General features: G+C 38.5%; 10 protein-coding genes. 4 read left to right on the top strand and 6 right to left on the bottom strand.

The window, feature by feature from the left end:
• Window positions 1-547 precede the first annotated feature (547 nt).
• Together GQR55_RS06135 and GQR55_RS06130 are read right to left on the bottom strand one after the other, a co-directional pair.
• Entirely contained in the window at window positions 548-1,546 is a 999-nt protein-coding gene (locus GQR55_RS06135; protein WP_166419879.1) for an SEC-C domain-containing protein, read from the bottom strand.
• Between the two features lie 583 nt (window positions 1,547-2,129).
• Window positions 2,130-3,134 carry a nuclease-related domain-containing protein gene (locus GQR55_RS06130; protein ID WP_166419878.1) on the bottom strand — a complete coding sequence of 335 codons (1,005 nt, stop codon included), beginning with the start codon at window positions 3,132-3,134 and terminating at the stop codon, window positions 2,130-2,132.
• Between the two features lie 338 nt (window positions 3,135-3,472).
• Between GQR55_RS06130 and GQR55_RS06125 the strand changes: the two genes are divergently transcribed.
• The 3 genes from GQR55_RS06125 (at window position 3,473) to GQR55_RS06115 (ending at window position 5,815) form a co-directional block, all read left to right on the top strand.
• The gene (locus GQR55_RS06125) at window positions 3,473-3,655 is read left to right on the top strand and encodes a hypothetical protein (protein ID WP_166419877.1); all 183 of its coding nucleotides are present in this window, start codon (window positions 3,473-3,475) and stop codon (window positions 3,653-3,655) included.
• 538 nt (window positions 3,656-4,193) lie between these two features.
• Window positions 4,194-4,679, top strand: a complete 486-nt coding sequence (locus tag GQR55_RS06120; protein WP_166419876.1) for a hypothetical protein — start codon at window positions 4,194-4,196, stop codon at window positions 4,677-4,679.
• Window positions 4,680-4,681: 2 nt separating this feature from the next.
• Entirely contained in the window at window positions 4,682-5,815 is a 1,134-nt protein-coding gene (locus tag GQR55_RS06115) for a DUF1570 domain-containing protein (protein ID WP_166419875.1), read from the top strand.
• A 170-nt stretch (window positions 5,816-5,985) separates the two neighbouring features.
• Here the strand turns inward: GQR55_RS06115 and GQR55_RS06110 are convergent, their stop codons facing one another.
• Together GQR55_RS06110 and GQR55_RS06105 are read right to left on the bottom strand one after the other, a co-directional pair.
• Complete coding sequence (locus tag GQR55_RS06110) at window positions 5,986-6,411, bottom strand: DUF86 domain-containing protein (RefSeq protein WP_166419874.1); 426 nt, start codon at window positions 6,409-6,411, stop codon at window positions 5,986-5,988.
• Complete coding sequence (locus tag GQR55_RS06105) at window positions 6,404-6,793, bottom strand: nucleotidyltransferase domain-containing protein (protein WP_166419873.1); 390 nt, start codon at window positions 6,791-6,793, stop codon at window positions 6,404-6,406. The genes GQR55_RS06110 and GQR55_RS06105 overlap by 8 nt, the downstream gene beginning before the upstream one ends.
• Window positions 6,794-7,402: 609 nt before the next feature.
• Between GQR55_RS06105 and GQR55_RS06100 the strand changes: the two genes are divergently transcribed.
• Entirely contained in the window at window positions 7,403-8,500 is a 1,098-nt protein-coding gene (locus tag GQR55_RS06100) for a Fic family protein (RefSeq protein ID WP_166419872.1), read from the top strand.
• Window positions 8,501-8,679: 179 nt separating this feature from the next.
• On the opposite strand, the gene GQR55_RS06095 is transcribed toward GQR55_RS06100, so the two are convergent.
• Complete coding sequence (locus GQR55_RS06095) at window positions 8,680-10,179, bottom strand: DUF2235 domain-containing protein (protein ID WP_166419871.1); 1,500 nt, start codon at window positions 10,177-10,179, stop codon at window positions 8,680-8,682.
• A gap of 110 nt (window positions 10,180-10,289) precedes the next feature.
• On the bottom strand, window positions 10,290-12,386 hold the full coding sequence (locus tag GQR55_RS06090) for a cupric reductase (RefSeq protein ID WP_166419870.1): 2,097 nt from the start codon (window positions 12,384-12,386) through the stop codon (window positions 10,290-10,292).
• Window positions 12,387-12,391: the final 5 nt, after the last annotated feature.

Below are 12,391 nucleotides of genomic sequence, written 5' to 3'. Positions count from 1 at the left end.
GTAATAAAAAACCAAGAAGCGTTTAAGCTCCAAGAAAGTTAAATACGACCTTGAAGCTTAAAATGAGAGATGGTATCTACAGGTGTTTAGGCGGGCTTTGCTTGTTGATTGAGGTAATGAGCTAGTTACTAAAGAGCTAGTTACTAAAGAGAAAGTGCGATGTAAAATCGCACCTGCGGGGTTGGTGCTTACGTTTGGTAGGTGAGGTTTTATACCTCGCTTTTAAATACATTTTTTACCACAGAAAAGTGAATTATTGTTCTAGGTGTAGCGAGCCGCAGCTCTGTGCCCTTGGTGATAAAAAGTGTTGTTGCATGAGCGCTATAAAAATTTGTGCCTACGTTTCCGGTGTATAAATTTATGTAGGTGGAGTTTTATATCCCACATGGCGTAATTTTGCTCTCTAAGTTTTAATTACTGAAACGCTTTAGTTAACAGTAACAGCCCCCAGCCTGCTATATGTATAAATGAGGCTACTTTAAACAGGGTATTTTGGTTGTGTTATCAACGAGGCATATTCGGGAGGGACCAAATATGCCTTTAACCACTAAATTGTGAACTGAAAGGTTTTCGTTAATAAAGGCAGCATCTCTGCTTTTATTGGTATTGGTTTACCATTGCTGAATCGCTTTGGATCAACGCTAATGAATCCCCAAAACTGTAAGCAGCGATTTATAAATCGAGATTCTATTAATAAGCCCAGTAGACTTTTTGAATCATGATATTCATTAGGCGTAAGTTGCAGTAGTAAATCTGGGAATGCGGTAGCTACTTCTTCAATTAACCTTTCAATCGAACCGTGGCTTTGTACTCGCCAAAGCATGAATACCCAAAAATCACGTAAATCTATATCATCGGGAAAGCTGTCGAAGTAAGCCCAATTATATTTTGTGGTTGCAGCTTCGAACATAGGTAAATAAAAGGCTTTAAGACCATGAGTTTGATACTGCTTTTGCGCTGTCTTTTTTATATGTAAACGCCCACTTTTATTGTAAATAATGCCTGCTGCGATCGCTAAAATACGTGTGTAATGTAGCGCATTAAACTTATCTTCATTACTACCAGCAAACTCATTAATACTAACCGGGGTAGAGTATTCGGCGACTGCAAATTTAGGGAGTAACTCTGTAGCTTGTTTTACTAATTTAGCTGGTAAGTTGCCTTTGCTTGTTGTTTTAAATGAACCACCTTGCTGCATGGCTTCGTCAATAATCAACGCTAAATAACACATTACAGGGGACGTTGATAAATCAACTGGAGTATTAATTATAACGCCTTCCAGTTCGCTAAAGGGGGCGTATATCCAATTGTGCATTTGGGCTGGCGAAAGCCCTGCAAAGTCAGCATTAGCTTTATTATTACGCTCTGTATTTTTATGCTGTACTACAAGGTTTAGTTCATCAAGGCTTAGCTCGGGGCTCATTGCTACAGTTTGAGTTATATCGTCAAATATTGAGGTATGCTGTTTTGATATATTATCCATACAGCAGTGTTTATATTTTTTACTGCTGCCGCAAAAACAAGGATCGTTTCTTCCTGGTGCCATTTTAAGTTACCTTTAACCCTGCTACATTTTTAATTATATTAGCCTATTATACTCAAATCATTTAGCAATACCCAAGCCTCAATTTTTTAAACTAACCTTTACTTATCGATGAGCTATCAAAACAGAATTCTATTCTCGGCAAACACCAAGTGCTTAATCTTTTTAAAAACGATGCTTGCACATGGATGTGCTTTCATCGCGTTTACGTTCATATTAATTTAGTGTTTAAAGATAAGTGAAATTGAGTGGCGCTGTGGGTGACGAATGACCAAAGCGTAGCTTTGCAGCTTGAGGAAGTGGAAGCATGGATGCTGACAGGAACCCGGCTTCAGGGATGAATTATTAGCAGCAGAGCTTATTTGAAGAAGACCGCCCCTTGGTTGCCATCGCCAATGCGATATAAGTAAATTAAATTACAAACCAAAAGCGCGAGGTAAACTCCCGCCTACGGCTTTTCGCGCGAGCAAACTTGGCGCCAGCAGGTGTTTGGGTGAGCTTTGTAGCGTTGATTGGGGTAATGAGTTAGTTACTAAAGAGCTAGTTACTAAAGAGAAAGTGCGATGTAAAATCGCACCTACAAGTGCTAAAGCTTAATAGGCATACTTGTCTCACAATCTTTGCACACTAAAGAGTAATTTTCTTTACGTTTGCTTGTTTTAGTATTAGTGCTTGAGCACTTAGGGCATGGTGATTTCATTGGCGTATTTGCATTGCAATTACCGCATTTTACAAAGTAACCATAGCGTCCAGAAAGAGGCTGTAAATTACTCGAGCTATTACATTGCTTACAAGCTAATGTTATCTCTTTGATTAGATCAGTTTTAGGTTTTACTTGTTCAGTAATGGTTTGCTCAGAAGCGATTAAAGTATCATCGTAAACAGATTCTGGTTCGCTTATTTCCGCAGATACATATGAAGGCTCTTGTAAGTTAGGCGATATATTTTGCTCTAAAATAAATTGGCAAATTCTATCGAGTGTTTCTTCACTGAACCACGGTCGAACGTTTGTTGTAAAAAGGTGAAACGCATTAGGTTTAGACGCAGGAAGCTTCATTATTTCGAGTAATTTATCAGTTATAAATTCTGATTTAACCAATCGATCTTCAATTGCTTTTGGTGTGTTTTTTCGGTTAATAATGGCGTTGCTCGATATGGCACAAATACTATGCCACTCTCTGCCACCAAACCCCTGTTGCAGTTTGCCAAATAATTTAGTGAGTAAGTTAGGTGCATTGTCGCGCATTAGGCTTTTTAATAGTTCTAGTTGTAATTCAACCTGTTTTATTGGCGATGGCATACCTTGCCAGTTACCGCGATAACTGCGACTCCATTCTTGATGTTCATTAATCGTTACTTCCCCTGTAATGCTTTTAGATTCGATAAGAATAAAGCCATAGGTGTATGCGATTAGGTGGTCTATTTGTGCGGTTTCGCCATTGTGTTTAAATTTCACATCGTTAAACACAAATACCTGACTATGATCTTTAAAGGCGCGGCGTAAATAAAAGGCAATGTCGAGTTCTTGCTTTTGACCTGCTTGTATTTTAGCCGAGTTGCTGCTGATGAGGGTTTTATCTTTTAGAATCATGAGGCGTCCTTTCAATCATGTATTTGCTTAGAATATCATTGAAGTACCGAATAATAATACTGCTTAAGTTCAAAAAATGCGAGGTAAACTCCCACTTACAATTTAAAAGCTACGCTTTTCGCGCGAGCAAGCTGGGCGCCTACAGGTGTTTAGCTTGGCTATTAAGCTCAAAATGTCATTAACTTACCATAAGTAATTTATGCTTTACTTATGGGGTTGGGTTTTATTTTACTGCCTATAAGTAAAGTAAGATTTACTTATAGTTGATGAATATACATTCAAACTTAAAAGTAAGTTATGTTTGACTTTTGGGAGGGCTACCACGGATGCAACTACTTATGAGTCAAACTGTTGACTCTGTATTAGCCGCAATTGATACGGCTAAAGTTTCTGCTGTTAAAAATAACTTATCTACTGCTGAATTAGCACACATTGATTTATGCATAAAAATAATTAATAACGCTGCAAATAAGCTGAGTGAGCAAATAATACAACTACCAAATATGGATGCATTTATTTAAGTTGATTTAGGTTCGAAAAATAAACACGTGTATTTTGATCGCTAGTGTTAGCGCGATATAAACTCCCACCTACAACTTGAAAGCTTTAGTGTCTGTGTCAGTAAATAATATGCCTGTAAAAATGAGGCAATTAAATTGTTATTCGCCTCACCATGTGAGGCGAATAGGTGTTTAATTGTTGTAGGTGAGGTTTTATACCTCGCATGGTGTTTTTATAAAGCCAAAGCGCGAGGTAAAATCGTACCTACAATTTAAAAGCTTCGCTTTTCGCGCGAGCAAGCTGAGCGCCTACAGGTGTTTAGCTTGACCTTATTTAAAAGCCAAAGCGCGATGTAAACTCGCACCTACGGGTTTGTTGAGTGCGGTGGTTTAATTATTGTAGGTGAGGTTTTATACCTCGCGGGTGCTTTTTAAAAACCAGGCACAAGGTGAACTCCCACCCACAGCTTTAATTTTTGCTTTTTGGATTAGTAATGTTGATGTGTTTTTTCACATTTATAGGTACACTCTTTTAAAGTTTTAATTCAGGGAATGAATAATGATTAAATGGGTTGTACTGGTATTTATTAGCGTATTTACAACTTTCCCTCAAGCTGGTGAGGCTTACACACAAGCCCAATGCGATAGCATTAAAAAGCAGCGCGAAGCTATTCGCTCTCAATTTAGAAGTGGCTACAGTAATAAAGAAGGTGAGCGTTTAACTGCGCGCGATAAAGCGCTATTTACCTTACTTGCTAATCACTGCCGTAAACCTAAAAAGAGTGGTAGCGCTTATCAGGCTACTTCTTCTACCCCAACTCGTACGCCTAATAGCAATTGGTTACTCAATCAAAAAGTGTCAAACATGTCTTTGCACAGCGATAGCTATAAAGGTGCCGCTAAGCTTGATGCTTGGTCAAAATTTTATAAATTGCCTAAACGTTGCCGTAAAAAAGGGATGGAGTCGGCCGATTTTGTATGGTGTAGCGAGTATCGGGGTAAGCAAAAAGAGTTGTTTGAAGCACAGTGGCAAGGGCGCCCATAAATATGTTTAAAACAAAATTACGCGTGGTGTTTGTATTTTTTGTGCTGCTAATTGCATCGGCGCTCATTGCTAATCATTTTACTGGGCGGGTATTTAATTATCATGATCCTATAGGCGAGGTTAAACGAATTTATAGTAGTTTATCGTCGCAGGTAGTTACTGAACCGTTAGCAACTAAACAGCTCAAAAATATAAGTACGGCTACTTTACAAAATGTATCAGTACCTGCCGATAATCATTTATCGCAAGCTAACAATACGCGCTGCGTGGATGTATCGTTAGGGCAGGTTAAATATAAACGTAATGGCGATATATTTACGTGGACAGACAGTGACGGTGTGCCGCATTTTAGTGACAAAAAACCGGATTTTGCGGTAGCAACTTACGATACTGGTTTTATTGAACCGTTAGATTACTTTGACCTCACTTTAAATACGCCTAATTTACCTTCGTCATTTAACCAAGCGTTACGCATAAAACTCAATACTGTATTTAAAGTATATGGACAGATTATTGGCGTGCATGCACTTAAAAAGGTAAAGCTTAATTTAACGGTATTGCCTACGCGCGGCGCTTATGAAGCCGTAATTAAGCAACGCAGTGCTGACCCTACAAACACTGCGGGTATGTATTTTCACGCGAGTAACTCTGCTTTTATTCATTATGATAATGCACACAGTGCAATGCGAACCGCCGTACATGAGGCAGTGCATGCCATTAATAAAGCAGTTTTAGGTTATACCCCTAGATGGTTTAATGAGGGATTTGCTGAATACTTTGAGCTTACTAAAAATAATATGCAAATAGCTATTATTGAGTCTAATAGTTCATGGACGAAAAATAATAATATTACTAAAAGTGTATTTTTAATTGATTCGTTAGTGGGTTTAGATGACTCGTGGAAAAAAGGTGATACCAGCAAGCTGTATGCAAGCAGTTGGGCTGCAATTTACTTTTTAATGGATACGCAAGCAGGGAGAGCGTTACTTAAGAATATAATGCTTGCTGAGCAAGAATTCCTTTGTAAAAAACTATCTGAAAAGCAATTAAAAATGATGATGAATAAGCAATTTCCTAACCTTAATCGTGAATATTCTAAGCGGTTAAAAAGTCCTTTAAAAGCGCATATATTTTAAATTACAAACCAAAAGCGCGAGGTAAACTCCCGCCTACAGCTTTTCGCGCGAGCAAGCTGAGCGCCTACAGGTGTTTAGCTTAGCCTTATTTAAAAGCCAAAGCGCGATGTAAAATCGCGCCTACGGTTTTGATGAGAGTGGTGGTTTAATTAATGTAGGTGAGGTTTTATCTATGAATCTTTGTTTAGCTCTGTAATCGCTTTAATACTAAATGCGTGCATAGTTATGTAGTGTTGCTTTTTAATGATTGTTTTTACGATACTTTGATCAATATTTAAGTAATCGTGAACAAGTGCATTTCGTAAGCCTATAATTTTACGCCATGAAAGTAGTTCCGCCTCGCTCAAAAAGCCTAAATTAGTAAGTTCGCTAAATGTTTGATAGGCGTTGCTACTGGTACTACTTTTATGCTGCTTTAGCCAATGCTTTGATAAACCAATACACACCTCGGTCATTAACTGTAGTAATCGCTCTGCAGCTCGGTAGTCTCTGCTATTAAGTGAATCGATTTGACTGAGTTCGTCGAGTTCTTGTATATATTCGTCAATATGGCGTGTTACTTCACTTAAATAAAGTGTAATTCCGGTATCAGTCATGTTTACTCGCTATGGTTTCAAATTCGAACTGGCTATATATACGCTGCTGCTCTTTCATCGCTCTAACACTATTATTGCTTATAATTATTTTTCCATATTCAATAACGTTGAAAGCTAAATAACTTGGAATAATATTTATATCAACAATCGAAATAAGTTGTTCATTAAGGTTAAGTGCATTACTTATTTCAAGCTCAAGCTCTTTTGGCCTAAGGCGCTTATCGAACGATTCCAGATCAAAGTTTTTAAATGCTATGGCTAAGTCAATGTCACTATGGGGCTGGGCTGTCCCTTTTGCGTGGGAGCCATATAGCCAAACTACATCAATGTCGGTGTTTTGATGTAAATACTCAATTATTTTTTGTATAACTTTATTTACCACGAAAAGTAACCATTGATAAAAACAGTAATAATAACCTATCAGTTTTATAGTGAACATTAAAACTGATATTTGTTTTATTTAATTTAAAAGCTTCGCTTTTCGCGCGAGCAAGCTGAGCGCCTACAGGTGTTTGGGTGAGCTTTGTAGCGTTGATTGGGAGTTATGAGCCGTTACTAAAGAACAAAGCGCGATGTAAAATCGCACCTACGGGTTTGTTGAGTGCGGTGGTTTAATTATTGTAGGTGAGGTTTTATACCTCGCGGGTGTTTTTATAAAGGCAAATCGCGATGTAAAATCGAGCCTACAATTTAAAAGCTTCGCTTTTCGCGCGAGCAAGCTGAGCGCCTACAGGTGTTTAGCTTGGCCTTATTTAAAAGCCAAAGCGCGATGTAAAATCGCACCTACGGTTTTGATGAGAGTGGTGGTTTAATTAATGTAGGTGAGGTTTTATACCTCGCTTAAAAATGGATTGTTTTTACCATTGAAAAATGAATTATTGTTCTATGTAGCCCTTAAAAGTAATGAGGCAATTAACTCTGCTATTCGCCTCATTGCATGAGGCAAATAAATAACATAAACTGAAGCTAATTAATTTTAGGACTAAAGACTATGTGGATATGGCAACAGCAAAACTGGCCAAACTTTACGTGGGATGCTGCGGCGCTTGCTCCTTTACTAAGGGAGCTTTCATATAATCAAGGTTTATTAGTAGGGCGTATGGGCGTGCAAAGTGCTCAACAAAAGCAGCAAGCTCTTGATACTTTACTAGCAAATATTATTCACTCCAGTGCGATTGAGGGTGAAAAGCTTAATGCATTTTCGGTTCGCTCTTCACTTGCTAAAAAGCTCAATATTAATGAGCAGCCTTACCCAACAACTGTGCAAAGCGATAATCTTGCAGAGATTATGCTTGATGCAATAAATAACACAGATTCTGCGCTTAATTTAGAACGAGTGCTTAATTGGCATCGCTTATTGTTTGCAGGTGAGCAAAGCTTATTTACTAAAATTGAGGGCGGGCAATTGCGTGGTGACGAGCCAATGCAAGTGGTGTCGGGGCGTTTAGATAAACCGGTATTACATTTTACAGCGCCTCCTAAAGAGCGAGTAAATAAAGAGCTTTCGCTATTTTTTAAGTGGTTTAACAATACGCAAAACGAATCACAAATAGACCCTTTTATTCGGGCAGCTATCGCACATTTATGGTTTGTAACAATACATCCACTTGAGGATGGTAATGGGCGTATTACACGCCTTATAACCGACCTAGCATTAGCGCAAGAACATGCTGAGTCAATTCGATTTTACGCTATGTCGGTGGCTATTTTAGAAGACAGAAAAAGCTACTACGAGGTGCTTGAAGCGACTCAACGTGGAGATCTTTGTATTACAAAGTGGATTAAGTGGTTTTTACGTACGCTCAATAATGCGATACACCATACGCTTAATAATATTGAGCAAACAATTTTTAAAACCAATTACTGGGCAAATAAAGATCAAACAAAGCTAGGTGAGCAGCAAGTAAAAGTGCTTAATAAGTTACTTGATGGCCAATTTGAACAGGGTATTAGCGCGAGTCAGTATCAAAAGGTGGCTAAGGTTAGTCGTGCAACCGCAACACGCCATTTATCGGACTTGCAAACGCTTGGATTTTTAACAAAAACCGCCGCAGGTGGGCGTAGTACACGTTACAAGGTTGCCCAATGAGGCAATTAAATCGTTATTCGCCTCACTATGTGAGGCGAATAGGTGTTTGAATTGTTGTAGGTGAGGTTTTATACCTCGCATGGTGTTTTTAAAAAGTCAAAGTGCGATGTAAAATTTTAAAAGCTTCGCTTTTGCGCGATGTAAAATCGCGCCTACAATTTAAACGTTTCGGTTACCTCTTATCCCAACCGCGTTACTTTCACTTTTATTTTACCCGCATTAGCGCCATAAAAGCGGCTTAGGTCGTTTGCAAATGGGCAAAACTCGCCTGATTTATCTATTTTAATATCGGCACCGTCGGCTATTTCAAAAAGGTGGTCGTCGTTTTTATTAATAGCACCAATGAGTGAAAACCATTGCGCGCGAGGGAATCGTCTAAATGGTTCAAGCACGGCCATTGGGATTTCTTTTACGCCAAGTTGAACGTTGTCTCGGTTCCAGCCTAATGGCGTGCACTTTATGCCATCGTCAAACCAGTATTGATTTGGGTATGGGGTAAAGCGGTACGTAGCGCCTTGCTCTAGCATGAGGCCGGTTGTGTTGTATTGCTCAGAGGCAAATACCACTATATCTTGGCTTTGGTTAATGCTCAGCACACTCATGTTTTGATTAGCGAGCTCTATATGTTGGCTTAAACCAATAAAGCTAAGCGTGGTGTTGTCGTTGTAGCTAATTTTGTAATGCAGTTTTTTAAGCGATTCTGGGCGATAGCTGGTTAGTTTATTAATGCGTTCGGCTACGCTGTAGTGCACTAAAGGCTTAAGGTTGCTGGCTTGATCATCAATTAATACATAGCACTCTCTATCTACTAATTTAAAAAACGGGTTAAACCAAAAGTAATTTTGCTGATGACTTAATGCGAGTGGGTCGGGTGTTACGGTTACGTCATCTTGTGCTACTAAGTTGCTGTCGGGGAGTAGGGTTTCGTAATCTATGTCGTGGCTAGTGAGTAACGATATATTAAGCGGTTGTTCTATTAACCACTCAAGTGCATAGCGCAAGCTAATATCGGCTAGGCCATCGCGGTAGTAACCGCCGCCAATGTCTGAATGCGCACCTGCAAACCATAGCTCAGTAATATTGTTTTGATGGTTCATGAGTGTGGGTTCAAATGCGCGGCGTTTTTCGTCAAGGGCTACGCAGTGCAGCGCGTGAGTAATGTTGTTGGCAATGGTGTGGTTTTCAAAAATAACATGCTCTGCGCCACGTGTGGCTTTACTTACTTTTGACAAGCCAATAGAGGCAACGGTATCAAACACACATAGATACACGTTGTTGCTTATTAAGGGTTCTAAACATTTAGCAAAGCGTCTGGCAAGCGCGGCGCCTCGGCTAAAGCCCGTTAGCAGTATAGTGTCACCTATTAGGTAGTGATCTTTAAAGTCGCTTAACGCTTGATTTAAAATACTGGCTACGTCGTCACCACGAGGTGCAAGGGTTTGGTTTAAAATACGTTTAAGCCGGCTGCCTTTAGTACCAATACCTTGATAATAAAAACTGAGTTGGTTAGCAAAAGGAGTAATGGGGGAGTCTTCTAATTTACCGCCAAGCAGTAAATGCAATTTTAGAATGTTGGTAATATTAGAGTCTTCTTTAAAATGCTCTGAGCTAAATTGTTCTGCGTCACGGGGCTCGTTTCCTGTGCCGTCAAAGTTAAAAATTAGCGTTTTACCCGTCATAACCCAATTCCCTTAGTTGTTTTAAATACTCTACACAGACAATGTTAAAAATTAAAGACAATATTCATCAGGTAATGACGAGCTAATTTATGGCTCGCCTGCTATGAAGATCAGTGATTATAAAAAGTATAGCTATTTAACGTTGTTTCCTCTAATGGTTTAAGCGCAGAGTTAAGTTGTACCAACTGCTGATAAACTTCAGGGTAAAATATTTTTAATCGGGCAACGCGAGAAAAGTGGTTTGGTTCAAATTTTTCAACAAGCTGCAAAGCTAAAGGAACCATTGGGCTTAACTCACCTTTGGTGTAGCTTTGTTCTAGCGCTAAGTCGAGTATATCTACGCCAAGTTTACTGGGAACAGTCGGTATTTTGTTATCAATTAGAAATTGGACTGCTTCGACAGAAGACGACGCAGCTTGTGTATAAACGTCGCGTCCATGTATATCGGTAATCGAAAAATCAAAACCAAGTTGTGCAAGTTCTTGCCATTGACTAAGCGGAATCCAGCTTAGTCTAACCAACTCTGTTGGAGGGATAGGTAGCGTTCGACTATTCCAAATAGGCACTAAGTCATATGGATTCTTAAGTAACCTAATAAATAGCACGTTTGTCTCTGTTTGATTTAGTGGAGTTGTCTGGCTGTATTCATGTGCTTTTTGAAATTCTTTTTTAGCTAAATACTCACGAAATACACTATCGCTTCTATCTGAAGAGGTGCGGCGGGCAAGAGTGTTCCACCAATAATTAACTAAAACAGGGTCTATATTTTGTAATACGTCTTCAAAGTTACTGCCATACTCTTTTTCAATTTTGCGCACTTTGTCGTAAGCATCACTATCTCGTATGAGCTTTTGGGCTGCAAACAGCTTTTCTGTTAATTGATTACAATTGCTTGAGGCTGAATCTAGGTCTTCTTTTTTATGTTGTAGCTCTAGTAAAAATTGAGATATTTCAGAGTTATCTGGCTCAGTTACTCTAGGCAGCATAGAGTTTTCAATTATAGATATTTGGCTAAAGTAGAGGTAACTTAAAGGGTTTGTTTGCTCACTAATAAAAGTACCTTGTTGATATTTAAATTTGTTTTCAAAAAGTAGAGTCTTATCTGATGAATTTTTATAATTAAACTCACCATGGGCTTTATATCCTTCGGCGATTAAGTAATCCAGCATATCAGTCTTACTTTTATCTAAATCTTCTAAAGTTAAGTTTCCGTTTTTAGGTAAATTAATTATGGCAATATCTAACGCTGTAAATAGGCCTGCTTTATTGGTTGGCGAGACTCCTGCTTGTTTTAATGCTTTTACTAAGGGTAAATTAAATTGGCTAATAGCTAAATCGGCTAAGTTATATAAAACGGTAAAATTGTCATAAATAGGCATATCATTAAGTGAAGGTACTTGCTTCATTAACGCAAAAATATACTCATTAGGTAGACCGTTATTTATAGCTACTGCGAGTTCATTTACCGTAAATTGATTTACTGCGATTACATGCTCAAATTCGTCAATTGAAAGTTTATTTGCATTGAGCATAAGTAGCGTGGCGGGAGAGATAACATTACTACCTTCAATACGAATAAACGACTGCAAATAAGTGGTAAACGTGTCGGAATTGTTTAATAGTGCATAGAGGGTTTCTTTTTTTACATTTTCATCAAGTGGAACGTTAAATGTTAAACCAGCAGGGCTTTGGGTAGCCGAACCTAACTGCTGCACCATCTCTTTTACTTTATCAGTGGTGAAATTTTGAATAGCTTCAATGCCTTGCCAGTCAGCTAAAATAGCTATGCTTTCAATTATTTTATAGTCTTTTTTTTGTTTATCTTTAATCGCTTCTTTAAGTAGCGTTGTATATGACTGATAAGATGCCTCATACAAACCTGAATACATTAATAGGTCGGCGACAGAAGTACCTTTGTTGAGTTCATTTTTAAAAAATAAAGTAAGCGATTGGTTTATTTCATTTATTTTGTATGCTTTATCAGCCGATTTATTTTTACAAAGGCTAATTTCGTGTTTTAGTTTTACTACTTTCTGTTGTGGGGATGCTTGAACGATCTGCTTTTGTTGTTTTATTTTGGGCTGAACTATATTTGAGGCAGGTTTTAAATTTTGCTTTACTACTGGTGAGCTGGATTGAGCTATAAATATATAAGTTGCCAATACAACCGTAGCAATGGCAATAAGCGCCAGGGGTCCTTTTTTCATAAACG

It is taken from the genome of Pseudoalteromonas sp. Z1A8 (genome assembly GCF_011378855.1).
Taxonomy (GTDB): Bacteria; Pseudomonadota; Gammaproteobacteria; order Enterobacterales; family Alteromonadaceae; genus Pseudoalteromonas.
This window is presented reverse-complemented; position numbering and strand designations above follow the sequence as displayed.

Coding starts and splice junctions, on each gene's coding strand:
- GQR55_RS06135 (WP_166419879.1), bottom strand. CDS start 1,546: ATGGCACCAGGAAGAAACGATCCTTGTTTTTGCGGCAGCAGTAAAAAA.
- GQR55_RS06130 (WP_166419878.1), bottom strand. CDS start 3,134: ATGATTCTAAAAGATAAAACCCTCATCAGCAGCAACTCGGCTAAAATA.
- GQR55_RS06125 (WP_166419877.1), top strand. CDS start 3,473: ATGAGTCAAACTGTTGACTCTGTATTAGCCGCAATTGATACGGCTAAA.
- GQR55_RS06120 (WP_166419876.1), top strand. CDS start 4,194: ATGATTAAATGGGTTGTACTGGTATTTATTAGCGTATTTACAACTTTC.
- GQR55_RS06115 (WP_166419875.1), top strand. CDS start 4,682: ATGTTTAAAACAAAATTACGCGTGGTGTTTGTATTTTTTGTGCTGCTA.
- GQR55_RS06110 (WP_166419874.1), bottom strand. CDS start 6,411: ATGACTGATACCGGAATTACACTTTATTTAAGTGAAGTAACACGCCAT.
- GQR55_RS06100 (WP_166419872.1), top strand. CDS start 7,403: ATGTGGATATGGCAACAGCAAAACTGGCCAAACTTTACGTGGGATGCT.
- GQR55_RS06095 (WP_166419871.1), bottom strand. CDS start 10,179: ATGACGGGTAAAACGCTAATTTTTAACTTTGACGGCACAGGAAACGAG.
- GQR55_RS06090 (WP_166419870.1), bottom strand. CDS start 12,386: ATGAAAAAAGGACCCCTGGCGCTTATTGCCATTGCTACGGTTGTATTG.